The 24984-nt window shown below is 63.4% G+C and carries 19 protein-coding genes; 14 read left to right on the top strand and 5 right to left on the bottom strand.

Annotation, left to right across the window (positions count from 1 at the left end; genetic code table 11):
- Positions 1-383: 383 nt before the first annotated feature.
- From IDH44_RS02800 to IDH44_RS02790, 3 genes are all read right to left on the bottom strand, one after another.
- Positions 384-1418, bottom strand: a complete 1035-nt coding sequence (locus IDH44_RS02800) for a LacI family DNA-binding transcriptional regulator (RefSeq protein ID WP_190914455.1) — start codon at positions 1416-1418, stop codon at positions 384-386.
- Between the two features lie 3 nt (positions 1419-1421).
- Positions 1422-2240, bottom strand: coding sequence for an SDR family NAD(P)-dependent oxidoreductase (locus IDH44_RS02795; RefSeq protein WP_223869307.1), 819 nt, complete (start codon positions 2238-2240; stop codon positions 1422-1424).
- Between the two features lie 88 nt (positions 2241-2328).
- Positions 2329-3162, bottom strand: coding sequence for a phytanoyl-CoA dioxygenase family protein (locus IDH44_RS02790; RefSeq protein ID WP_190914453.1), 834 nt, complete (start codon positions 3160-3162; stop codon positions 2329-2331).
- 176 nt (positions 3163-3338) lie between these two features.
- Between IDH44_RS02790 and IDH44_RS02785 the strand changes: the two genes are divergently transcribed.
- The 5 genes from IDH44_RS02785 (at position 3339) to IDH44_RS02765 (ending at position 7091) form a co-directional block, all read left to right on the top strand.
- Positions 3339-4214 carry an SMP-30/gluconolactonase/LRE family protein gene (locus tag IDH44_RS02785; RefSeq protein WP_190914450.1) on the top strand — a complete coding sequence of 292 codons (876 nt, stop codon included), beginning with the start codon at positions 3339-3341 and terminating at the stop codon, positions 4212-4214.
- Positions 4215-4250: 36 nt separating this feature from the next.
- Positions 4251-4559, top strand: coding sequence for a Rossmann-fold NAD(P)-binding domain-containing protein (locus IDH44_RS02780; protein ID WP_190914448.1), 309 nt, complete (start codon positions 4251-4253; stop codon positions 4557-4559).
- A 42-nt stretch (positions 4560-4601) separates the two neighbouring features.
- Positions 4602-4955: a hypothetical protein gene (locus IDH44_RS02775; protein WP_190914447.1), complete on the top strand. Its 354-nt coding sequence runs from the start codon at positions 4602-4604 to the stop codon at positions 4953-4955.
- A 193-nt stretch (positions 4956-5148) separates the two neighbouring features.
- Entirely contained in the window at positions 5149-5970 is an 822-nt protein-coding gene (locus IDH44_RS02770) for an IclR family transcriptional regulator (protein ID WP_190914445.1), read from the top strand.
- A gap of 266 nt (positions 5971-6236) precedes the next feature.
- Positions 6237-7091, top strand: a complete 855-nt coding sequence (locus IDH44_RS02765) for a sugar phosphate isomerase/epimerase family protein (RefSeq protein WP_190914443.1) — start codon at positions 6237-6239, stop codon at positions 7089-7091.
- Positions 7092-7125: 34 nt separating this feature from the next.
- Here IDH44_RS02765 and IDH44_RS02760 read toward each other — a convergent pair whose 3' ends face one another.
- Entirely contained in the window at positions 7126-8412 is a 1287-nt protein-coding gene (locus tag IDH44_RS02760; protein ID WP_190914441.1) for a Gfo/Idh/MocA family protein, read from the bottom strand.
- Positions 8413-8832: 420 nt separating this feature from the next.
- Between IDH44_RS02760 and IDH44_RS02755 the strand changes: the two genes are divergently transcribed.
- Together IDH44_RS02755 and IDH44_RS02750 are read left to right on the top strand one after the other, a co-directional pair.
- A complete protein-coding gene (locus IDH44_RS02755) occupies positions 8833-9930 on the top strand; it encodes an amidohydrolase family protein (protein ID WP_190914439.1) in 1098 nt (365 codons plus the stop codon).
- Positions 9927-10295: a Rieske (2Fe-2S) protein gene (locus IDH44_RS02750; RefSeq protein ID WP_190914437.1), complete on the top strand. Its 369-nt coding sequence runs from the start codon at positions 9927-9929 to the stop codon at positions 10293-10295. The genes IDH44_RS02755 and IDH44_RS02750 overlap by 4 nt, the downstream gene beginning before the upstream one ends.
- Positions 10296-10341: 46 nt before the next feature.
- On the opposite strand, the gene IDH44_RS02745 is transcribed toward IDH44_RS02750, so the two are convergent.
- Positions 10342-11124 carry a TspO/MBR family protein gene (locus IDH44_RS02745; protein WP_190914435.1) on the bottom strand — a complete coding sequence of 261 codons (783 nt, stop codon included), beginning with the start codon at positions 11122-11124 and terminating at the stop codon, positions 10342-10344.
- Between the two features lie 465 nt (positions 11125-11589).
- Here IDH44_RS02745 and IDH44_RS02740 point away from each other — a divergent pair, with 465 nt between their 5' ends.
- From IDH44_RS02740 to IDH44_RS02710, 7 genes are all read left to right on the top strand, one after another.
- Entirely contained in the window at positions 11590-12477 is an 888-nt protein-coding gene (locus IDH44_RS02740; protein WP_223869306.1) for an ABC transporter permease, read from the top strand.
- A gap of 13 nt (positions 12478-12490) precedes the next feature.
- Positions 12491-13351, top strand: coding sequence for a carbohydrate ABC transporter permease (locus IDH44_RS02735; RefSeq protein WP_190914433.1), 861 nt, complete (start codon positions 12491-12493; stop codon positions 13349-13351).
- A 196-nt stretch (positions 13352-13547) separates the two neighbouring features.
- Positions 13548-15164 (top strand): extracellular solute-binding protein, encoded by a 1617-nt coding sequence (locus tag IDH44_RS02730; protein WP_190914431.1) that lies wholly within the window; start codon positions 13548-13550, stop codon positions 15162-15164.
- A gap of 121 nt (positions 15165-15285) precedes the next feature.
- Positions 15286-17673, top strand: coding sequence for a helix-turn-helix domain-containing protein (locus IDH44_RS02725; RefSeq protein ID WP_190914430.1), 2388 nt, complete (start codon positions 15286-15288; stop codon positions 17671-17673).
- A gap of 11 nt (positions 17674-17684) precedes the next feature.
- Positions 17685-18416 (top strand): ThuA domain-containing protein, encoded by a 732-nt coding sequence (locus IDH44_RS02720; protein WP_190914428.1) that lies wholly within the window; start codon positions 17685-17687, stop codon positions 18414-18416.
- Positions 18417-18427: 11 nt separating this feature from the next.
- Entirely contained in the window at positions 18428-19489 is a 1062-nt protein-coding gene (locus IDH44_RS02715) for a Gfo/Idh/MocA family protein (RefSeq protein ID WP_190914426.1), read from the top strand.
- A gap of 53 nt (positions 19490-19542) precedes the next feature.
- The gene (locus IDH44_RS02710; RefSeq protein WP_190914424.1) at positions 19543-24765 is read left to right on the top strand and encodes an Ig-like domain-containing protein; all 5223 of its coding nucleotides are present in this window, start codon (positions 19543-19545) and stop codon (positions 24763-24765) included.
- Positions 24766-24984: the final 219 nt, after the last annotated feature.

Here is a 24984-nt window from a genome sequence, read left to right as displayed (position 1 = left end):
TTCAAATCAATAATGAAATCCCCCGATGTTCTTGCCGCCGGTATCGTAAAATACGACCTCAAACGTGGGGGTGGAATTCCAAATCCGGTCATCCACGACGATAACAAAATTTTCTTTTCCGTATTCGTTTCTGTGCTAAACTGCTTCGTCGTCGACAATGACAGAATAGCTGCCAATCTGTTCGGCTTGCAATTTTTGCATAACTACGCCCAATGAACCTTTTTCCAGCCCACCATAAGCGAATTTTTTCAGGATTGATCGATGTTTTCCCGTAATAAAAACTGAAAAACAGGTAAACATTTTCTGATACAAATCCAGATGAGAAGGCAGGAGAGGGCGAGTCCTCTCCTGCCTTTTTTTGGAAGTTTATTATGAGGGGTAAGTTACCTGATGCTTGTCGAGCCACGCACGATCAATTCGCCAGGCAGTCGCGCGCCGGCGATGGGGGTCTTGGCGATGGCGGCCAGCAGCATCTCCATCGCCTGCTCGCCCGCCGCCTGGCGCGGGTAATGGATCGCGGTCAGCGGCGGGTCGGTCTGCGACGACATCAGGATGTCCTCGCAGCCGGCGATCGCCAGCTCCTGCGGCACGCGGCGGCCGCGGTCCCGGCAGGCGGCGAGGCAGCCCGCCGCCATCAGGTCGTTGGCGCAGACGAGGGCGGTGAAGGCGGGGGCGGGCTGCGTCGCGAGCCGATCGTCGAGCGTCTCCCGGGCTCGCTCGAAGCGGCCGCCCCCGTCCAGCGGCGACGTCGCCGGCGTCAGGCCCTCATCGCCCAGCGCAGACGCGAAGGCGGCGGCGCGCACGCCCAGAGGCGAGCCGGGCGTCGCGTCAGTCATGAAGGCGATGCGCGTATGTCCCTGCTCCCGCAGGTGCCGGATCAGGCGGCGCATCGCCGGCTGCCAGTCGACATCGATGCTGGGGAGTCCGGCCTCGCCCGTTGTCCCGCCTGCTGTCCCGTCAGTAGAGGCGTCTGCGGCCCCATCCGCCGGCTGCATCGCGGAGACGACTGGGATGCCGAGCGCGCGGAAGTCGTCCAGGCTCTCGGCCGCGAGCGCATGGCCGAGCAGCAGGACGCCGTCGACGCGTCCGATCAGCATCGCGCGCAGCTCCTCCTCGCGGGCCGGCTCGTACGTCTGCACGAAGATGAAGTAGCCGTGCCGCTTGGCCGTCGCCTCGATATGCAGCAGCAAGCCGGCCTCGAACGGATTGCCGATATAATGAATGAGCACGGCAATCTGTCGCGTCTGCTTGGTCTTGAGGCTGCGCGCGGTCTGATTGGGCCGATAGCCCAGCTCGCGGATCGCCTCGAGCACCTTGCGGCGCGTCTCCTCCTTGACGATCTTGCGGTTGTTGAGCACATAGGAGACGACGGCGACGGAGACGCCGGCGCGCTCCGCGACTTGCTGACGCGTCGCCACCGGTCAGATCCCCGTCGTGTAGCCGCCGTTGACCGACAGGCATTGGCCGGTGACGAAGCGCGACTGGGGCGAGGCCAGGAAGACTGCGGCGTCGGCGATGTCCGAGGGCTCGCCCATGCGCTGCAGCGGCACCTTGACGCGGTACCCCTCGGGGTCGACGCCGGCATGGCGCTCGACAGGGATGAAGCCCGGCGCGAGCAGATTGACACGGATGCCGTGCGGGCCGAGCTCGTTGGCCCAGGAACGGGTCATGCCGATCATCGCCGACTTGGCGGTGACGTAGCTGGAGAAGCGGGCGTTGCCGATCTGCACGACCTCGCTGCCGATATTGACGATGCTGCCCGCGCGGCGCGCCTTCATGCCCGGCAGCACCGCCTGCACGAGCAGCAGCGGCGCCTTGACGAAAAAGTCGAGCTGATCGGCGAAGTCGGACCAGCGGCTCTCCTCGATGGCGAGCATCGGCTGCGGGCCGGTGGCGTTGTTGACCAGCACGTCGACCGGACCGAGCGCGGAGTCGATCGCATCGACGAGCGCGCCCACGCTCTGCTCGTCGGTGACGTCGGCCCGGAAGGCCTGTGCCTGGCCGCCCTCCTGCTCGATCAATTGCACGGTCTGGGCGGCGTCCGCTTCGGAATGGGCGTAATTGACCGCGACGCGCGCGCCGGCGCGGGCCAGCGCGACGGCGATATGGCGGCCGAGGCCGCGCGAAGCGCCGGTGACGAGCGCGATCTGCCCGTGCAGGTCTGGCGCGGTGGCGGGTTGGCGGGACGGAGTGGACTGCGGATCGTGCTCTGACATGTATCGTTCGCCTCCAGTGGTCATGAGATGATTGCGGCCGGACGAGCAGGAGCGAGACCTGTGACGCGATGCGGCTGCGAAGCGCCTCGTTGCGCGTAGACGCCCAGGGGCATCACTCGTACACGCTCTTGGTCGCTTGCTCGCTGCCGGCCGCCAGCTCCTTCAATGGTAGCATAGATTGGCCGGGAACATAATAATGAAACGGATTGTCGCTGATGCGGCCGAGCAGCTGCCGGCGGATCGGACTGGCGCCGGCGAGCAGCCGCTCCGAGGCTTGGTGATAATCGATCGGCCGCATCCAGAGCTGACTGTAACCGATGAAGAGCTGGCGCCGGGTGAATTCGGACCGATTGGGCGCGCCGGCATGCCACAGATTCTGAGGGAAAATGAAGACATCGCCCGGCTTGCCGCATACCTGCAGCTCGCCCTCCAGCTCGCCGTGCACGTCGCCGCCGGGCTGATAGGGACGATTGTGCGAGCCGGGAATGATCTTGGTATTGCCGCGGTTGGGCGCGGACATGTCGCTGAGGATGTAGCAGGCCTTGATGTAGTAGGTGCCGGTCACGCCGCCGACCGACGGGAACTTCGGATTCGGACCGTCCTGATGCCAGTTGATGAAGCTGTTGGTGGCGGTCTGCTCGTTATCCGGATTGGGCCGGCGCACGGTCAGATGGGAGATATGGAGCTGGATGGCCGGACCGAGCAGCCGGACCATGAGCGCCAGGATGCGCGGCTCGTCGATCAGGGCCGCGATGTCGTCGTGGCGGTCGACGCTGTTGTACACATTATGCGCCAGCGCGCCCGGGTCGGGCTCGGCGGCAATCAGCTGATCGACCGCCGCGTTCAGGCGCTGGACATGCTCGGGACGCAGCACGTTGCGCAGGATGAGATAGCCTTGCTCTTGAAAAGTGCGGACGAGCTCGTCTTGGTTCGGAAAGGTTTGCATAGATAAAGCCTCCTTCAATTAATCTACACGTGTAAATTTCAGACTAAATTTACACGTGTAGATTTTATAAAGTCATATTAACAGGTATTTTTCGTGCTGTAAAGCGGCGTTTGAAGGAATAGCTAGGAAGGGTAATCGTTAGCATGCTACACTAATGGAGAGGAGGCGATCTGAAAATGGAACTGAAGCGTATGACATCAATTACAGCCCAATTGGGAGAGGGGCCGGCCTGGGACGAGCCGAGCAAACGGCTCTACTGGGTCGACATCACGGGATTCCGGTACCATGTGTACGATCCTGTCGGCGAGGGGATCGAGACTGTCCAGGTCGGCAGTCATCTCGGTACGCTGGCCCTGCGGGAAAAGGGCGGTGTCGTGCTTGCGCTGCAAGACGGCATCTATTGCCGGGCGGAGGACGAGGAGGGCGGCGTCGAGCCGATCTGGCGGCTGCCCGACCAGGACGCCGGCATTCGCTTCAACGACGGCAAGTGCGATCCGGCGGGACGATTCTGGGCAGGGACGATGGCGATGGACGGACGTCGGGGCGCAGGATCGCTGTATCGGCTCGATACGGACGGCAGTGTGCACCAGATGCTGGACGGCGTGACGACCTCCAACGGACTCGCGTGGAGCCTCGATGGGCAGACGATGTATTATATCGATTCGGGCGAGCCGGTCGTGTGGGCGCTCGATTACGAAAGGGCGAGCGGCGCGATCTCGAACCGCCGGGCGGCCATCACCTTCGCCCCGGAGGACGGGACGCCCGACGGCATGACGATCGACGAGCAGGGCATGCTGTGGATCGCCTTCTGGGGCGGCTCCAAGGTCGCCCGGTGGGATGCTGAGGCCGGCCGCTGTCTGCAAGAGATCGCACTGCCGTGTCCGCAGGTCACCTCCTGTGTCTTCGGCGGCGCGGCGCGCGACGTGCTGTATATCACGACGGCTCGCGAGGGCATGGATGCCGATGCGCTGGAGCGTTACCCGCAGGCGGGCGCATTGTTCGCTGTGCGCCCCGGGGTGTGCGGCGTGCCGACATACAGGTACCGCGGCTAGCGGCAGGCGCGACGACAAGGATTCGACGACAAGGGCGTGCAGACGGCGCGCATACTGGGCAAGCGGCTGATCGTGCTGCCCTTCCCCTTGATCACGATTCGGCTGTCGCGGCTCTGGGTGTCCCTGGTGACCGGCGCACCCAAGGCGACAGTCTACCCGCTGATCGAGAGTCTCGCGCATCCGGTGGTGGCCCGGCCCGGCCATCAGGACGAGCTCGGGCGCGGCGTGCGCGGCTTCGACGAGGCGGCCCGGGACGCGCTGGAGCGGGAGAAGGAGGAGCGTGCGGCGCAGGAGCGTGAGGGACAGGAGCGCGCGGAGCAGGGGGACGACGAGCACGAGCGCTAAGATGAGGAGCAGGCACGCATAGCGCAGCCGCGCAGCCGCGAGGTGGATGCGTCGGATCGCGAGGTGGATGTTGCGGACAGAGCGGCGTCCAGTGCCCGGGACGGGGCGGTGTCCACAGACGGAGCAGCCGGTCCGGGCGCGCGGGACGTCCGCTCGGTGCAGCGCCTGACGTTGCCCGCCGGGTGCGACGCGTCCTGGGTAGGCGGCGAATACATGCGCTGGATGTCGCGGCTGGCCCCTTGGCTGCTGCGGGTCGAGCGGACCGATGAGCGGGTGAGCCGCATCTACCTGCGCGGCAGCCGCGAGCCTTTGCTGGTCATGTGGCTGTTCAAGCGGCATTTTCAGCGTCTGCAGACAGGGAGCGGCGTCCGCAGACGCCAAGACCCGGCGCATTAGAAGCGCGGTGAACAAGTAGAACCGCTGCGCCCGAAATGTGGGTCCGTTGCAGCCGTCCGCGACACGGGACACCCGGCAGGCGCCTGTCCCATTGGAAGACAGCGATGCCGTTAATCCTTGGACGTTGTTGCTGGCATACCGTCGATGCGGTAAGCTGGGCACAACAGGAAGTCGGAAAAGAGGAATGCAAGGCATGGCCAAGGAACCGAAGGAAAAAGAAAAGCAAGAACGCTACACCGTTCAATCAATCGACAAGTCGCTCGATCTGCTGGAGCTGCTGGCGGATCGCGGATCGCTCAGTCTGATCGAGCTCGCGGATCTGCTGGAGCAGCCGAAGTCCTCGACGTTTCGCATTCTTCAGACGCTGGAGCATCGAGGCTATGTGGGGCGCAGCTCGGAGGACGGCAAGTTCTGCCTGGGGTACAAGCAGCTTAGCCTGGCGAAATATTTGATGGCCCGAAGCAAGCTCAATCTGGCCGCTGCGCCGGAGATGAGTCGTCTGTCGGCGCGCTTTGGCGACACGGTCAATCTCGGCGTGTTGACGGGCGAAGGCGTGATCATCTACATCGAAATTATCGAAGGCACGCATGCGCTGCGAATGACCGAAACAGTCGGCTCGCAAGCGCCCTATTACGCAACGGCGCTGGGCAAGGCGATTGCCGCCTATCTGCCGGAGCGCGAGCGGGAAGCGCTGCTCGGCAGCAGTGCCTTGGAGGCTTTGACGGCATATACGATTGCGGACGCGGACAGCCTGCGCAACACGCTGCGCCAGGTGCGCGCGCGCGGCTACGCCCTGGACGATCAGGAGATCACGCTGGGCGCGCGCTGCGTTGCCGTGCCGATCTTCAATATGCAGGGGCGCGTCGAGGGCGGGCTCAGTCTCTCGGGTCCGATGCATCGTTTCGAGGGGCAGGCACTCACCGACATCATGGCCGAGCTGCTCCGCGCCGGTGCGGAGATCTCCGCGCGCATGGGGTGCGGCCTATATCCCCCCGCGGAGGAGCTCGAGCACTGAACATCCGGCGCCGCGACGGCGACAACGGACAGAAATGACCGTTACAATGCGAATTACGTCAATTCCGAATTGTAACGGACACTTTTGTCCGTTAGCAGCTGAGGGAATATTGGCCATTCGCGGACGGCCCCAGGACCTCAGCCTGCCCTTCTTGCACGCTCGCGATGAGGATCGTCTTCCGTAATTTTCTTTACTCGATTTAGTATAAATATTATACTAATTAAAACGAAAACAGGCGACAGCCGCACAAAGGAGGCGCTAGGCGCATGGTATTGGATCGATTGGGCGTATTGAGCGATGAGGTGTCGGAGCACTTCGAGGAGGCGCTGGACTGGGCCGCCGAGCAAGGTCTGAAGCATGTGGAGGTGCGGATGGTGGACGGCGTGAACGCCGCCGCGCTGACGGACGAGGCAGCAGGCGAGGTGCGGCGCAAGGTCGAGGCGCGCGGGCTGTTCGTCTCGGCGATTGCTTCGCCGCTGTTCAAATGCGCGCTCGATCCGCAGCGCGAGGTGGCGTCCGGCGATACGTTCGGCCAGGCGGAAGAGGACGTGGAGGCGCACTTCGTCAAGCTGGAGCGGGTGATACAGATTGCCGGCTTGCTCGGCACGACGCGCATCCGGGTGTTCTCCTTCTGGCGCGAGAAGCAGCCGGCGCGCTATACCGCCGACATCGCCGCGCATCTGCGCCGCGCCGCCGATATCGCAGCGGCGGCCGGGGTACAGCTGCTGCTGGAGAACGAGCCGGCCTGCAACGGCGGCTATGCGGAGGAGGTGGCGGCGCTCGTCGAGGCTGTCGATTCGCTGGCGCTGCGCGGGCTGTGGGACCCGGGCAATGAAGCGTACGGCGGACGCGAGGCGTATCCGGCGGGCTACGGCCGCATGCGGGAGGCGCTCGCACATGTCCATCTGAAGGATGCGTACATCGGCGCAGACGGCCAGCCGCGCTGCGTGCCGCTGGGCTCCGGCGACGTGCCGGTCATCGCTCAGTTGCGGGCGCTCGCCGCCGACGGCTACGAGGGGCTGTTCACCATCGAGACGCACTACGCCCCTGCCGGCGGCACGAAGCGCGACGGTACGCGCATGACGCTGGACGCCTTGCGTACGCTGGTTGCGGCGCTCTAGGGGCGCCGCGGCCGGACGAGTGCCAGTCGCTCGATTAATACGCCTCTTGCAACAACTGCGGGATGGAGACTGGCCGATTGTCCTGAGCGGATCGCCATACCGCCTCGCCGATCGCAATTGAATATGCCCCTTCCCGGGCCCCGGCCAGCACGCGATAGTCGCGCAGCGGGTCGGGGCCCAAAAACATGTCCTCCAGCATGAGCGGATCGCCGCCGCCGTGTCCGCCCTGCTGCTCAACGACTTGAATCGCCTGCTTGGAGCCGAACATCGGGAAGTAGTCGATCGTATGCGTCGGCACGTCGAAGGGCAGCCGTGCCGGCGCGTGGAACTCCTGCGTCTCGATCCGTCCCTTCGTGCCGTTGATCGCGAGCCGGTAGCCTTCGTACGGCGCGGAGAAGTGAATGGAATAGCTGAGCAGCGCGCCTCGATCATACTGGACATTGACGGCATAGGTATCCTCGATGTCGATCTCGGAATCGAAGATGCAGCGATCCGGACGGTAGGCGGTGAAGCGATCCGCGATCGGCACTGCCTGCCAAGTCAGATGATCGTCGGGCGGAGCCACCTCTTTGCTGCGGGACGTCCAGCGCATCACGTAGCGGCACTCGGGTTTGACCGCGCAGGTCTCGCAGACGCGGCCGTCCTCGCGGCGCGGATTGAGCTCGCTGTCGGGACCGAAGTAGTGCAGCGCTCCGTGCGCGAATACCTGAACGGGCTTCTGGTCGATCCACCAGTTCACCAGATCGAAATGATGCGTGCTCTTGTGGATGGACAGGCCGCCCGAATGTGCGCGCCGCCGATTCCAGCGCTTAAAATAGCTGGAGCCGTGGTGCGTATCGACGAGCCAATTCAGATCGACGGACGTGACCCTCCCGATTTTCCCCTCCAGGATGAGTTCCTTGATTTTGCGATGGTAAGGCGAGTAACGGTAGTTGAAGGCGACGGTTACCTCGCCCTTGCTCGCCCGCTCCGCGGCGAGAATCGCGCGGCACTGCTCCGCGCTGATTGCCATCGGCTTTTCCGTAATGACATCCAGGTCGTGCCGCAAGGCAGCGATAATATATTCCGCATGGGTGCTGTCCATCCCCGCCACCATTACCGCGTCGGGGGTGGTTTCCTTCAGCATCCGTTCGAACTCGTGCGCACCGTAAGTCGCGATGCCCTCTGTCTCGGGATAGCGACGGTAGCATTCCTCGAACCGTTTCGGATCGACGTCGAGCAGTCCGACTATTCGGTGCCGCTGGTTATAGGTCTGGACGACGGAGCCGACGAACAGCCCGAGTCCCCGATGGCTGACGCCGCATACGACATACTTTTTCAATAATTTCTCCACCTTTTCCAGTCATGATTGCGAGCTCCGCGTTCGGGCAGGCTGACCCTCATTGTGGCATCGCGCACAGGCAGGGTAAAGGCGCCATTTTTTCGGCTGCTTCGTGGGCGGCCATATTGGGGCGCGGTGCGAGGAACGATTTTTTTTAACCCTTGCCAATGCGAAAAAAAACGCACCGCGCCTGTGAAAGCGGCGCCGAGCGCTCGATAGCCGGGTATGCGTCGCCGCCCCTAGCGCGTCTTCGGACCGCGCGGCGCGGCGAGGTGCGCGGACTTGACGGTGGAGTCTGGAAGCAACGAAAAAATCACGTCTTTACCCTTCGCGGCGGCCGGTGTCACAATGGGGGCATTATTGAGCAAGGAACTTCCTAAGGCGCGTCAGACACTTTCAAAAGGCAAGGAGCGATCAAGCATGAGCGACAATCGACCGACGATGATCGACACCGACGTGCACAATAGCATGACGGGCAAGCAGGACCTGCTGCCGTATCTGCCCAAGGCTTACCATCAAGCCTGGCTGGCCTACGGCGCGGGGTACGGCGGCAGCTACCTCGGCACGGGGGCGCATAGCGTCACCCGCCGCGACGCCAGACCCGACGGCGGCGGGCCGCCCGCGAGCGATCCGAACTATGTGATCCGGCACCATCTCGCCCCATACGGGATCGACTACGCGATCCTGACCGGATCGGGCATACTGGGCATCTCGCTCGTATCTGATCCGGACTACGGCAACGTCATCGCCCGGGCGTACAACGACTGGCTGGCCGATACGTGGCTCAAGGCCAGTCCGCGTTACAAGGGCTCGATCCTGATCAATCATTCCGATCCGCAGGCCGCCGTGCAGGAGATCGAGCGCATGGGGCCGCATCCGGATATGGTGCAGGTGATCATGTGCAGCGGCTCGCGCAATCTATTCGGGCAGCGCATGTTCCATCCGATCTACGAGGCGGCCGAGCGGCATGGGTTGCCGGTGGCGATCCACCCCGGCACGGAAGGGCGGGGCAACGCCGGGCCGCCGACGCCCTCGGGCCATCCGACGCGATATTTCGAGTGGCATAATATTATTCCCATTAACTATATGTCGCACGTGAACAGTCTCGTGTGCGAAGGGGTGTTCGAGAAGTTCCCGGAGCTGAAGTTCGTCGCGATCGAAGGCGGCTTCGCCTGGCTGCCCCATCTGATGTGGCGCATGGACAAAAATTACAAGGGACTGCGCGACCAGGTGCCGTGGCTGAAGTGTAAGCCGTCTGAATATATCCGCGGCCATATCCTGCTGACGACGCAGCCAATCGAGGAGCCGGACGATCCGGCGCATCTGGGGCAGATACTCGACATGATCGGCGGCGATCACATGATCATGTATTCCTCGGACTATCCGCATTGGGACTTCGACAATCCGAAGGTCGCGCTGCGCAGCATTCGCCGTGAGCTAAGACAGCGCATCTTCGCGGACAACGCGATCCAACTGTACGGACTCTCGGAGAAGCCGGGCGAGGGGGCGAGCGTATGACGGGACGGGAGGGCAAGCAGGCCTATCCGGTCGCCCGGGTCGGCGACTTCGGCGAGGCCGACCGGCTGGTCGTGCAGGTGAAGAATGTGGAGATCGGCCTCTTCAAGGTCGGGAACGACTACTATGCCTGGCGTAATCTATGCCCGCACGCAGCGGCGCCGATTTGCGCCGGCACGGTGTGCGGTACGATGCTGCCCTCGGGCGTCTACGAGCACGAATTCGGGCGCGAGGGCGAGATTGTGAGGTGTCCGTGGCACAATTGGGAGTTCGATCTCAGGACCGGCGAATTGTTGGCGGACCCGTCCGTGAAGTTGAGGGGCTTCGAGCTCGTGCGCGAAGGGGAAGAATTGCACCTGTTGCTGTAGCGACTGTACCATGCAGACGCGCGTTCGCCGCCATGCAAGCGGCGGGCTAGCCCCGTCGCAGCGCGCGAATCAGCACCGCAATGGCAAGCAACAGAATCAGAGCGGCCGCGGCCAGAGCTACCGCCGCCACGTCTGGTGAGGCATCTCGCTGCTTGATCGAGATGGCAGCAAATGCCCAGACGAAGACCAGCATGTAAGTCGGGTCCCGGTAGGCAATACCGATGACGGCCGCGAGCAGCGTGCCTGCGCCAAGCAGCAGCATCGTCCACAGTTCGCCAGACAGGCCAAAGCCGTCCCAGCCGGCCGCATACAAGACGACCGTGATATTCACGATCGTCGCCACGCTGATCCAGCCCAGATACACACTGAAGGGCAGGCGCAGCAGCAGGTACTCGCCGGCGAAAGGACGGATGCTCTTGCCGCCTCCGAAGCGGACGCCCCGGTAGATGGCGATGAGCGACAGCAGGAGCACCAGCATGACAAAGACGCTGGCCGTCAGAAATTCATAGTGCCACAGCACAATCCAGGCGGCGTTGCAGACGCAGCTGACCAGGAACCAGATGCCGACAGCACGCACGCCGGTGTTGCCCGCATGACGCGGGAGAGCCTGGTAGATCACATAGCCGAGCAAGAGCGCGTAGATCAGGCTCCAGATCGAGAATGCGTATCCGGCCGGTGTGATCTGCACCGGATAGCGGTCCGAAATCTCGCCAGTTGTAACCCCGCCCAGCGGGAGTACGTTGGCGAGCGTATTCATGAGGAGCACGAGGGCCAATCCGGCCGCGTTCCACCAGCGGAACCGGTTGCGCAGGTGCGTGTAATGGTACATAAGCGAGTGACCTCCCAGATTATCGTAATACATGGTATCCTTCATTATTCACCTGCAGTCGCGGCAATCAAACACGGAAAGAACCGAAGGCAGCGCGCAGCCGAACGCGACAAAGTGTGCGCGATGCAGTGGACAGACGGGCCGATGGGTTGCAAAAAAAGGCTCCTCCCCAAAAAAACGCGCTGCAGCAAGGCTTTTTGCGCGGTTGCAGCCGGTAAAAATCGCAACTTTACTTCGAATTACTCGATTCGCTACGATGGGATTGTCGAAAGGTGAAAGCGCTACACTTGGTGAAAGCGATCCGCGATCACTGAACACATCCGCCGGATAGACGGATTTCGGCGGAGATCGGCAAGAGATAGATAGGCAAGAGACAGACAGGAGAGGTGAGACATGTCGCAATCCGCGCAGCAACAAAATCAACATCGCGCCGCGAGAGGCTCGAAGGGAAGCCTATGGAGAACGATGCTCCGGCACAAAATGCTGTACGTGCTGATGCTGCCCGGCATTTTGTTTTATGTAGTCTTTAAGTATATCCCGATGTATGGCGTACTGATCGCGTTTCAGGACTATTCCGTGGCGCGGGGGGTGTGGGGCAGCCAGTGGATCGGGCTGCAGCAGTTCGTGACGTTTTTCTACAAGACGCCCGATGCCTGGAAGCTGATCCGCAATACGTTTCTGCTCAACATTTACGACCTGCTCTTTCATTTCCCGGCGCCGATTTTGCTGGCCCTGCTGCTTAACGAGCTGCGCAATGTGCTATTCAAGCGATTCGTACAGACGGTCAGCTACATGCCGTATTTTCTTTCGACCGTCGTCATTGTCGGCATGGCCGTGAATTTTTTGTCGCTGAACAGCGGGATCGTCAACCATCTGCTCGATTGGCTCGGCCTTGATCGGATTATGTTCCTCTCTCAGCCGGAGTGGTTTCGTACCATATATATCGGCACGGAGGTGTGGCAAAAGCTCGGTTGGGGCACCATTCTGTACCTGGCGGCCATCGCGGGCATCGACCCGACGCTGTACGAAGCGGCGCGGATTGACGGAGCGAACCGCTTCCAGCAGGTCCGTCACATTACGTTGGTCGGCATGATTCCGGTTATCGTCATCCTGTTCATTCTGAACCTGGGCAATATGATGGAAATCGGGTATCAGAAGATCATTCTGCTCTACAATCCGATGATCTACGAAACGGCCGATGTGATCAACACGTTCGTCTATCGGCGCGGCGTGCTCGGCGCGGACTTCAGCTTCGCCACCGCCGTCGGACTGTTCCAGTCGGCCATCGGGCTGGTGCTCGTCATCGCGGCCAACCGGATTGCCCGCAAGGTGTCCGACACGAGCTTGTGGTAAGGAGGAAACGACAATGAAAGTAAGCTTGAGCTCGCGTGTCTTCGACACCGTCAATGTCCTGCTGATGCTGGCGCTGACGGCTGTCACGCTCTATCCGATCGTCTATGTGGCGGTCGCTTCGATCAGCAATCCTGGACTCGTCGCCAGCGGGGAGGTCAATCTCGTGCCGCGCGGTCTGACCTGGATCGCTTACGAACGGGTGCTGGAGCTGCCGCAGCTGTGGACCAGTTATTGGAACACGATTCGTTATACGGCTGTGCAGACGGGGCTGACGCTGCTCATCACGGCGATGATGGCGTATCCGCTGGCCAAGCACTGGCTGCCGGGGAGGCGGCTGATCCTGCTGCTGGCCGCGTTCACGCTGCTGTTCAACGGCGGACTCATCCCGACCTTCCTCGTCGTGCAACAGCTCGGCATGATCAATACGATCTGGGCGATCGTGCTGCCGACGCTCGTCAATACCTGGTATCTGTTCGTGATGCGGACGTTCTTCGAAGCGTTGCCCGCCGATCTCGAGGATGCGGCGACGATCGACGGCTGCGGCTCGCTGGGCGTGCTGCTGCGCATCGTCCTGCCGCTCTCGATGCCGGTCATGATGACGGTCGGCTTGTTCACCGCCGTACAGCAGTGGAATTCCTTTTTCGACGCGTTGATTTTCCTGAACGAGCGCGCCATGTACCCGCTGCAGATCCTGCTGCGCGGCATCGTCATCAAGGATGCGGCCAGCGACACCTACGTCGCGGACAGCGGCACCTTCCTGGTAACGATCAAGTACGCCGTCATCATGGTGGCGACGCTGCCGATTTTATGCGTGTACCCGTTTATCCAGAAGTACTTCGTGCAGGGCAGCATGATCGGCGGCATCAAGGGGTAGGGTTATCGGAACGAATCTTGCTCGGCGTTATAGACGGCCTCGCCGTTTCGCCTTGAAATAGAGCGAGCTCTTATGTTTCACACGTAGAACAAGGCGCTCTATTTCTCGGAACGAATCTTGCTCGGCGTTATAGACGGCCTCGCCGTTTCGCCTTGACATAAAAAGCAAGAAACAAGAAAAAGGGAGGGAAAACAACATGTTAAACGTATTACGCGCCAAAGGGGCCATCCTGACCCTGGCCTGTCTGCTCGCGGCGATGACGCTGCTCGCGGCCTGCTCAAGCAATGAGAATGACCTGACTGCGCAAGACGGCAACGCGACTGAGCAGCCAGGCGAGTCCTCAAGCGGGCAGGATAACGCCATCGGCGAGACCGAAGGCAGTCTGCTGAGCGAGGCGCCGATTACGTACAAGTGGCTCGTGCAGGAGCGGCGCGAGGCGCCGATTCGCGACGATTGGAAGCCGTATGAAGAGATCTTCAAGAACACCAATGTGCAAATCGAGTTCGAGCCGGTCCCGGCGGGCGGGCTGGAAGACAAGTTACAAATTCTGATTGCGACCAATTCGCCGACGGACTTCATGGTCGTGAACCATACCGACGTGCGCAAGTATGGTCCGGACGGCGTATTTCTCAATCTGAAGAATTACCTCGACGTGATGCCGAATGTGAAACAGTTGCTCGCCGACTCCCCCGAAGCCGAGCGGCTGGTCACCGGCGACGACGGCGGCATCTACGCCTTTCCGTTGATCGAGGGCGTCGACTTCCCGCACGCCTGGCTGGTGCGGCAGGACGTCATGGAGGAGCTCGGACTGGAGGCGCCGGCTAGTCCGGAGCAATTCTACGATATGCTCAAGGCAATGAAGGAAGCCTACCCGGACAGCTATCCGTTCTTGCCGCAATCCGGCAACTTCTATTTGGACAGCAGCGCCTTCACGGCCATTATCCGTTCCTTTACCGGCTTGCAGGGACTCGTAGCTTTTGATCCCGTGACGGAGGCGTATGCGTTTACGCCGGACTACCCGGGCTTCCGGGAGGCGATCGAATTTTTGCAGCGGCTGTATGACGAAGAGCTGCTCGATCCGGAGTTCCCGATTTTGACGGGCACGCAGTGGGAGGAGCGGATGCTGTCGGGCAAGTCGCTGATCTCCTACTATTCCAAGTCGCGCGTGTCGACCTTCAACAACAACGCCGCGCAGGCCAATCTGATCGAAGGCTACAAGCTCAGCTCGATCCCGGTGTTCGCGGCGGACGGCATCGAGAATTATGTATACGGCAGGGCCAGGTACAACACGAGCAACGGCATCGCGATCGCCGGCGACATCAAGTCCCCGGAGATAGCCGCGCGCTTCCTTGATTACCTGTACAGCGAGGAGGGTTCGAATCTGACCTCGCTCGGCATCGAGGGCGAGACCTATCACCTCGTAGACGGCGAGCCGAAGTTCCTCGAGAGCCCGACGCCGTACACGAAGCTGCTGTCGGAGTATGGTGTCTTCTATCCGCGCATCACACTCAATATGGAGAAGGCGCGTCAGGCGGAGGTGTACGACGAGGATGCGCAGGCGGTGCAGGAGATGTACGACGGACTCGTCAAGGAACCGGTCACGCTCGTGCTGAGCGACGAGGAGAGCGAGCTGGAGCTGGATGTGCTGTCGAACCTGCAGTCCTACATCGATCAGAAGCTGGCCGAATTCGTAACCGGGCGCACGCCGATCAGCGACGAATCGTTCGCGAGCTTCCTGGAGCAGAGCGTGAAGCTGGGCGCGCACGAGCTGCGCGATATGTACAACGGCGCGTACGCACGCCAGAATCCGTAAGTTCGATCTCCGAAGGGCCGCGAATGTGGACATTCCGCCGGGCGCTCCTCATTATAGGAAGTAGCAAGGAATAGTGGGGCGTTCGTTCGTACAGGCGGCGGCAGCAGAAAGGATGGACAGCATGAAAGCATGGCGGCTCAACGGGAAATCGATTGGCGTCTTCGGACAGTTTTTTGCAAGCTTTCTCGTCCTGGTGCTGGTGCCTTCCCTGATCGCGTGTCTGTTCACTTACGTATACGTGGTCGATCTGATTGAGCGTGAGGTCGAATCCTCTAGCGGCATCCTGATCGGACACTTCTCGGAGCAGACGGACGGCATGATCAGCCGCATCCGGGAGGAGATGGTGGCGATCCTGGAGAGTCCGGGACTGAAGCGGTTCGTGCATGATCGGGAACGTCCGGCGGCGGATCAGGTCCGGCTGGACCGGATCGTGACGCTGACCGATCAACTGGAGCAGCTGGGGCGCAATCACGCGCTTATCGCGAATGCCCATCTGCTCATGCCCGGACAGCATACCGTGATCGCCGGGGAGGGCGTCTTCGAGCGCGAGCTGTACTATACGTATCTGAATAACTCGGGTGGCGATCAGCCGGACCGTCTCTACGACGGCAGCGCGCTGATCGCTTGGTCCGGGCCCGTCCGGATCGAGCAGAAGGGCATCTATCAAAACGCAGCCCATGACAGCGGCACCTATATAACGGCCGTCATGGGCTATCCGTTCAGCAGCCCGGAGCCGGACGTGCTGCTCGTCGTGAACCTCGACGTCGCGCAGCTCGAGCAGGCCATCGCGATTCGCCAATCCGGCGAGATCGCAACGGCGATCGTCGACCGCCGGGGCCGGACACTGGCCGCGGCGGGCGTCGCGGATATCGACGGGACGGCGCTATTGGACATCTATCTCGAGCATGCCGGAGAGCCGGCCTATATGACGCTGGACGGCCGGCGCTTGCAGCTGTCCTATGACGAGTCGACGCAGTATCCGTGGGTCTATGTCAGTCTCGCGGACGTCCGCGAGCTGCGCGAGCCGGCAGCGCTGATCCGGCGAGCGAGCATCGGGCTGCTGCTGTTCTTGTTCTTGACCGGGGCCTTCCTGTCGTACGGCTTCAGCAAGCGGCTGTATTCGCCGATTCGCGAGATCAAGACGCGGCTAAGCCGCAGCCGCTTGCCGGCGGCAGGGGAGGACGGGCGTCCGGAGGGCAATGAATTCGAGCTCATCCAGCGCTGGTCGGAGACGATGCTGCGCGAGCACAGTCACATGAATCGGACGATCAGCGGAATGGCGCCGGTCATGCACGAATCGTTCGTCAGTCGGCTGCTGCTCGGCGAATTCCGCGATCCGCTGTCGGTACGGTATTACGCGGCCGAGATCGGACTCGATCTGGAGCAGGACCGAGGCGGTCGGCTGGCGGCGCTGTGCATCCGGCTCGACGATTACGAGCGCGGCCGGGAGCGGTTGTCGGAGACGGCCAAGACCTTCCGCCTGACGGCGCTCAAGGAGACGATCCGGCGCGAGCTGCCCGGGGCGCTCTGGCAGTGCCGGGTGAGTAGCGGGCTGCTGGTCTGCATCGTGCGGCTGCCCGACGACGGAGCGGAAGCGGCGCGGACGGCAAGCGCGTCCGAAGCGGCCGCATCGGACGCGCTGCGCCAGGCAGAGGCGCTGCGGACGATCCTGGACGCGCACCTGGAGGACGTGCATGCGACGATCGGAGTCGGTCGGGCGGTCGAGGCGGTGTGGGAGCTGCATCGTTCGTACGCGTACGGGCTGCGGCTGCTCCGTCGCCGCAGTCTGGAGGCAGGCGCGGAGGTGTGCGCCGATGCGGACGGACGCGGCGACGAGCCCGCCTATGCCGAGCGCTTCCTCTCGCAGGATCACGTCAACGAGATGGCGAGGCTGCATGCAGCGGGTCAATACGCCGCGATGCGGGAGCTGGCGCGGCGGTTGCTGGGTCATGCCGCCGCGGGGCGCGCCACGGCGGAGGCCGTACGCCAACTGTGTACGGATATCCTCAATACGTGGCTGCGCGCCATCGCGGACGACAAGCGCAAGGATGTCGACATCGCACAGTTCTCGCATCTGTTCCAGCGGCTGCATCGCTGTTACACCGAGGGCGAGATTCGGACCTTCGTGGAGGAAGCGGCGGACGAGTTGTTCACGGAGCGCCGGCGGGGCGCGGAGCGGGAGCTGTTCGCCGGGGTGACCGCCCACATCGACGCGCACTACGGCGACGAGCTGGGCATCGAGGAGTTCGCCCGTCAGCTCGGCATGTCGCCGGGGCACTTCAGCCGCAGCTTCAAGGAGGTGGTTGGCGAGAAGTACATCGACTATGTGACGAGGCGCCGCATCGAGGCGGCCAAGGAGCTGCTGCGCGAGACGGAACTGAAGCTGGACGATATCGCCGCCGAGGTCGGCTATCTGGGCCGCCATGCCTTCATTCGCGCCTTCCGCAAGCTGGAGGGCGTCACGCCCGGGAAGTACCGCAGCGGCATCGACGGCGGCGAGGAGGACTGAGGGAGGGCAATATGACACTAAGGGTCACGATATGGAATGAATACCGCCATGAGCGGCGCCGTCCCGATGTCGGCGGGATCTACCCGGACGGCATCCACGGCTGCCTGGCGGAGCGGCTGGCGGCGGCTGATCTGACCATTCGCACGGCGACGCTGGACGAGCCGGAGCACGGGCTGACGGAGGAGGCGCTGGCCGACACCGACGTGCTGCTGTGGTGGGGCCATACCGCGCACCGCGAGGTCGAGGATGCGGTCGTGGACCGCGTCGCCGCGCGGGTGCTTGGCGGCATGGGATTGATCGCACTGCATTCGGCGCATTATTCGAAGGTGTTCAAGAAGCTGATGGGCACGAGCTGCTCGCTGCTGTACCGCGACATCGGGGAGAAGGAACGGCTATGGGTGACGGCGCCGAGTCATCCGATCGCGGCGGGACTGGGCGCTTATTTCGAGCTGGAGCGCGAGGAGATGTACGGCGAGTTTTTCGACGTGCCGCGGCCGGACGAGGTCGTGTTCACGAGCTGGTTCGCAGGCGGCGAGGTGTTTCGCAGCGGCTGCTGTTACGCACGAGGACAAGGCCGGATTTTTTACTTCCGTCCGGGGCACGAGCTGTACCCGACGTATCGGGACGCCAACGTGCTGCGCGTGATTGCCAATGCGATCCGCTGGGCGGCTCCGGTGCGCCGTGAAGCGCCGCGATACTACAAGGCGGTACCGCCGCTCGAGCGCGTACCGGACCGGGAATAGGAGAGGGTAAGATGAGCATGTTGAGAGTGGGCATCATCGGAACCGGGAAAATCTATACCGGATCGCACGCGCCGGCGTGGGCGGCGAATCCCGATGCGCAGATCGTCGCCGTATGCGACGCGCATCGGCCGGCCGCCGAGGCGGCCGCTGCGCAAGCGGGTGTCGCGCGCATCTATACGGACTACAAGGAGATGCTGGAGACGGAGGAGCTCGACGCCGTCGACATCTGCACCTCGAATCTGTATCATTCGGAGATTGCGATTGCGGCGCTGGCGCGCGGGCTGCATGTCTTCTGCGAAAAGCCGGACGCGGTCAATCCCGAGGAGGCGCAGCGAATGGCGGACGCGGCCGCGCAGTCGGGCAAGGTGCTGATGGTGATGCGCAACAACCGTTTCTCGGCGGCGTCGCAATTCCTGAAGCGCTATATCGACAGCGGCGCGATGGGCGAGATCTACACCGGCCGCGCCGGCTGGATCCGGCGGCGGGGCATCCCCGGCAGGGGCGGCTGGTTCACGACCAAGGCGCTGTCGGGCGGCGGTCCGCTGATCGACCTCGGCGTGCATATGATCGATCTGGCCGTCTGGCTGATGGGCAATCCGCAGCCGGTCGCGGTCAGCGGGGAGACGTATCGCAAGTTCGCCGATTCGACGCTGTCCGACTCGGTCGACAGCCGCTTCGGCGCTACCAGGGAGGGCGGGGTTTTCGATGTCGAGGACCTGGCGACCGGGATGATTCGCTTCGACAATGGCGCTACGCTGCAGCTCGAATTCAGCTGGGCCGCGAATATCGAGGAAGGCTCGAAGTACGTGGAGCTGCGCGGCACGCAGGCCGGCTGTCGCCTGAATAACGGCGAGCTCAAGCTGATGACCGAGCTCGAGCGGACGCTGGTCGACATCGTGCCGCGCCTGAGCAAGCAGACGGAGTCGCCGCACGGGCTGAACATTCATCATTTCGTCGCATGTGCGCTGGGCCGCGAAGCGCCGATCTTCGCGCCGCAGGACGGCGTGGCGATGATCAAGATTCTGACTGCGCTCTACGCTTCGGCGGAGCGCGGCGCCGAGGTGCGCCTGTAGCGGGCATCCTCGGAGCTAGGAGTCATTCCAATCCGAACGGGAGGAATCATACGATGATGAGCAAGCATGGGTACAGGAGGCTGGCGGCGGCGACCGCCCTCAGCCTCCTGCTGAGTGTAATCGTGCCGCTGCAGGGACGTATGGCGGGAGCGGAGACGCTGGGGGAGGGCGAACTGGTTCATGAGGCGTACGACAGTATCGCCACCGGCGACCTGCCGAGCGGCTCGGCCTGGCGGTTCGGCTCGGCCGACGGCACGATCGGGGTCGCGGAGCTGCCGGATGCGAGCGACAAGAGTCTGAAGATCGACCGCACGGCCACCTCCGCCTCCAGCGGGCTGTATGCGCGCTATACGCATCCGAGCGCGCTTACGGGCCAGTATGTCGTGCGTACGCGGGCGATGGCGGCGCAGACCGACGCGACGGTGCTGGCGCTGGAGCTGCGCGACGACAGCCGGGCCCAGTTGGCCGCGATTGTCATGTCCTCGGACGGCAACATCCGGTATCAGCTGCCGAGCGGGTCCGTCGCCATGCAGCCGTACGAGGCGGACGTGTGGTACGAGATCGTAGCCGCGGTCGATACCGAGGCGCAGCAGTACAGCATCTGGATCGACGGCGTGCGCAGGGCCGGACCGCTGGCGTTCAAGAATGCGGCGGCCGACGATCTGACGAATGTCGAGTATCAGATGTACCGCACGACGATCGGCACGGCGTATTTCGACGATCTGGACATCTACGCGCAGCAGGTCGCGCTGGATGAGACGACGCTGAGCGTGCCGCTCGGACAGAGCGAGCAGCTGAGCGCGACCGTCGCGCCTTCGGCGCCATTTATGAATACCCTTACATGGACGTCGAGCGATCCCGCGGTGGCGCGGGTCGACGCTGCCGGGGAAGTGACGGCCTGGGGTTACGGCAGCGCCGTCATCCGGGCGACCTCGGCCGGCGGGGCCTACGCGGAAGCGACGGTGACCGTGCCGCCAGGGCCGGACGTGCCGGTCGAGGCGCTGACGATCGCCTCCGCTTCGCCGGAACTGGATCTGCTGACCGGCGAGAGCGTCGAGGTGGAGGCGGAGCTGACGCCGTTCTATGCGACGAACAAGCAGGTGCGCTGGACATCGAGCGCGCCCACGGTCGTGTCGGTCGTCTACGACGTCGATGCCGGCACCGCTACGCTGTCGGCGCTGCAGGCGGGCGCGGCGGTCGTCACGGCCGTCAGCGACGACGGCGACTATGCGGACACGCTGGCGGTGCAGGTGACGGCCGGGGGCGATCTGCTCAGCGAGCGCTTCGAGAGCGCTGCGCCGGGCGCGCAGCCGGGGGCGCTGAGCTACCCGACTGCTGCGGGCGTGACGGCGGAGGTGGCCGAGCATCCCTACCATACGAGCAAGGCGCTGCTGATCGAGCAGTCCGGGCCGACCGCCAGCACGGCGTACGTCTCGCGGACGGTGCCGGGCTCGCCGGCCAAGATGAAGATCGCCTTCGAGGCGATGGCGCTGCAGACGGAAGAAGTGGTGTTCGCCGCCGTCGTGCGGGACAGCGCGGGAGCGGCCCTGGCCCAGGCCGCCTTCCTCAAGAACGGCAAGATCGGGGTCATCCAGGACGGCGCTTGGCAGGAAGTGATGCCCTACGAGTCGAACAGAATGTATCGCTTCGAGCTCGCGCTCGATACGACGCAAGACCGGTGGGAGCTGTATGTGGACGGCAATCCGGTCCGGCTCGATCTGGATATGGCGGCGGGCACCGACGCCATCGCACGGGTTCAGTTCGGCTTGTACCGGCTCTCCACGGGCGCGGCGCTGTTCGACGATCTGCAGCATTACAGCTATCAGGCGGTGACCGGACTCGATCTGTCCGCCATCCCGCAGACGCTGGCCCTGCACCGCACGCTGACGCTGGAGCCGGCCTTCACGCCGGTCGATCCGACCTTCCGGGCGGTGGCCTGGACGAGCAGCGATCCTGCGGTCATCGAGGTTGACCCGCTGGGCCGGGCGACGGCACTCGGCGACGGCACGGCGGTGCTCAGCGCAGTGACGGCGGATGGCGCGCTCACGGATAGCGTGACGATCGAGGTGGAGGCGCGCGATGTGACCGGCGTGACGCTGGATCGCACGTCCCTGACGCTGCCCGCCGGCTCGGACCGGGCGCTGACGGCGGCGGTGCTGCCCGCCGATGCGAGCGATCCGGCGGTCGCATGGAGCAGCAGCGATTCGGCGGTCGCCGAGGTGGACGACGAGGGCCGTGTGTACGCGCGAGAGCCGGGCACCGCGCAGATCACGGCGCTGACCGATGACGGCGGCTTCACGGCAGTCGCCGACGTGACGGTCGTGGCGCGCAATGTGCAGGCGACGTACTACGTGTCGCCGGATGGCGACGATGCGAATCCGGGCACGCTGGCCGAGCCGCTGCGCACCCTGCAGCAGGCGCGCGATACGGTGCGTACGATCAATGGGGACATGACCGGGGATATCGTCGTCTACCTGCGCGGCGGCCTGCACCGGCAGACGGAGACGCTGGCCTTCGACGAGCGCGACTCGGGCACCAATGATTACTGGATTCGCTATCTGGCGTATTCGGAGGAAGAGCCGGTGATCGACGGCGGCCGCACGATCACAGACTGGACGGTGCACGATGCCGCGCGCGGCATCTACAAGGCGTCTGCAGGCGCCGACATCGAGACGAGGCAGCTCTATGTGAACGGGATCCGCGGCGTGCGGGCGCGCAGCGCGGACGATCCGCTGACCGATCCGGTCAAGACGGAGAGCGGCTATATCACGGATGATCCGGAGCTCGCGGGCTGGGGCAATGTCGGCGACCTGGAATTCGTGTATCATACCGAGTGGGTGAACCCGCGCAGCGGCGTCGACACGATCGTCGCCGATGACGGACAGGCGGTCATCACGATGCGGCAGCCGGGCTGGGACTACGTGACGGTCCGCTCGGGCATCGAAGTGCCGTGGTATATCGAGAATGCCTACGAACTGCTCGACGAGCCGGGCGAGTGGTATCTCGACCGCAGTACCGACACGTTCTATTACATGCCGCGTCCCGGCGAGAACATGGCGACGGCCGAGGTGATCGCGCCGGTCGTAGAGGATCTGGTGACGATTCGAGGGACGACGCTGGCGACGCCGGCGGACGGCATTCATTTCGAAGGGCTGACGTTCGCGTATACGACCTGGCTGCGTCCGAGCTCGGATCTCGGCCATGCCGACGCGCAGAACAATCTGCTCCGCTACGGCGTCGACAAGCTGCCGGCGGGCGCGATTACGGTCGAGAAGGCGCGGCATATCCGCTTCGAACGCAATACGTTCGCGAAGCTCGGCATCGCCGGAATCAAGATGGTGAACGGGGTCCAGGAGAGCCAGATCATCGGCAACCGCTTCTACGATCTGTCGGGCAGCGCGATCAATGTCGGCGAGACGACCAAGCACGACGACGAGATCGCCAATCCGTCCGATCCGCGCAAGCTGCTCAAGCATATGACGATCACCAACAACTACATTCACGACATCGGCGTCGACTACCGCTCGTCGGCGGCGATCGGGCTCGGCTTCGTATCGGGTGCGGAGGTGAGCCATAATGAAATCTTCAACGTCCCTTATACCGGCATCACGGCCGGCTACGGCCTGGGGTACGTGAAGTCCTCGGCGCTGCGCGATGTGCGCATTCACGGCAACTTCATCCACGATCTGCTCGGGGATGTCATCTACGATGGCGGCGCGATCTATACGGTCGGCGGCACAGGCGGCACGGCGGCCAATCCGAATACGATTACGGAGAATTATATTCGCAATCAGATGAACCGCTACGGCGTCATCTACAATGACGAAGGCTCGACGTTCTGGACGTCGGCGCGCAATGTGATCGATCAGCGGGAGACGCCGGTGTGGGACGAGATTTTCCCGGTGTCGTGGATTTTCGTCAATGGGGCCTTGACGAGTCACGACTTGCATTATGACCGCAATTACACGACCGCTCCCGGCAAAAAGATCGTCGGCACGAACGTCTCCGAAAGCGATACGCGGCTGCATCCGGACGGCGATTGGCCGGCGGAGGCCCAGGCGATCATCGCGAGTGCGGGACTGGAGCCGGCTTACCAGGATATCGCCGGACAGACGCCTGAGCGCATCGTGCTGCCGGCGCAGCTGGAGCTGAATACCGGGGACAGCGCCGTGCTGGAGGCTGGAGCGGTTACCGGCAAGGACGAGCCGGTCAGCCTCGTCGGCGCCTCGATCTGGTATACGAGCGACGATACATCCGTCGCCCAGGTGAGCGCGGCGGGCAGCGTCTATGCGGCCGGCGCGGGGGCCGCGCGCATCCGCGTCCATGTGCGGACGGACGAGATGCTGTGGCAGCGCGAGGTGCCGGTCTACGTCGACGATGCCTTCGACCGTCTGAGCGTGTACTTCGTCGAGAATAAGGCGAAGCACGAGCTGGCCGATCCGTACACGATGGTGATGGAGGAGCAGCGGGAGCTGAAGGTGGAGGCGCACTCGCTGTACGGACAGCGGCTGCCGGTCACCTCCGTCGTCTACGCGAGCGGCGATACGGACGTCTTCACGGTGGATGCCCAGGGGCTGATGGCCGCCACGGGAGGCGGCAGCGCCGAGCTGACGGTGAGCGCGGTCGTGGGCGGGCAGAGCCGCGCGACCACGATCACGGTGGAGGTCATCCAATACGGCGACCCGGCGGGGCTGGCCTATCCGGCGTATCCGCTCGATGATGCCATCGCCGACGATACCGGCTGGTACATCGCGGGCAGCGGTACGTTGCAAGCGCAGTCCGGCAGCCTGGCCGTGACGACGCCCTCCGGCTTCGCGACCTATCAGGAGGAGACGTACGAGGACGAGCTGCTGACGATGGATCTGCGCATCGACGCCAGCGGCGGCTGGCCGTCGCTCGTGCTGCGCAGCCGGCAGCCGGACGAGAGCTTCAGCACCGCGACCAATGATCTGTATCTGATCTGCCTCAAGGCGGATGTGATCGAGCTGCATCGCTTCAACGGCGGCGAGCGCACGGTCATCTACGGCAATCTGGCGGGCTACACGAGCCAGGGCGGACCGGCCATTCCGAACGATGTGCTGCCCTTCGGCGAGCGTCACCGGGTGCAGGTCGGCGCGGTCAACGAGAGCGGCGGCGTACGGCTCATTCTGAATATCGACGGCGAGAATGTGTTCTACTCTCTCGACGAGGAGGCGGAGCGGATCGACGATCCCGGTTATTTCGGACTGTACGCGCGCTCCGGGACGATGACGCTGTACGAGCCGGAGCCGAGCTAGGGGCTCTCCCGATCGGACCTGCTCGGTATGTATACCGAGCGGGTCCACACGGACGGGCTCTGCCGGTAGGACGGGCGCTCCGCTTACCTCCGTGCCCCGATGATCTGTGCGCCGGCGGCCTCGTTCGCGAGTGCGCCTTGCGCGAATCGGTATTGGCATCCCCCGCATGCAGCGGTATGATAGGAATGAGGTGAAGCTTTTATGCCAAGTGATAAAGGA

Origin of the sequence: Paenibacillus sabuli, from assembly GCF_014705605.1 — a bacterium.
Classification (GTDB): domain Bacteria; phylum Bacillota; class Bacilli; order Paenibacillales; family Paenibacillaceae; genus Paenibacillus_D; species Paenibacillus_D sabuli.
Note: the sequence above shows the minus strand (reverse complement) of the source record. Positions and strands in the feature narration are given on the sequence as shown.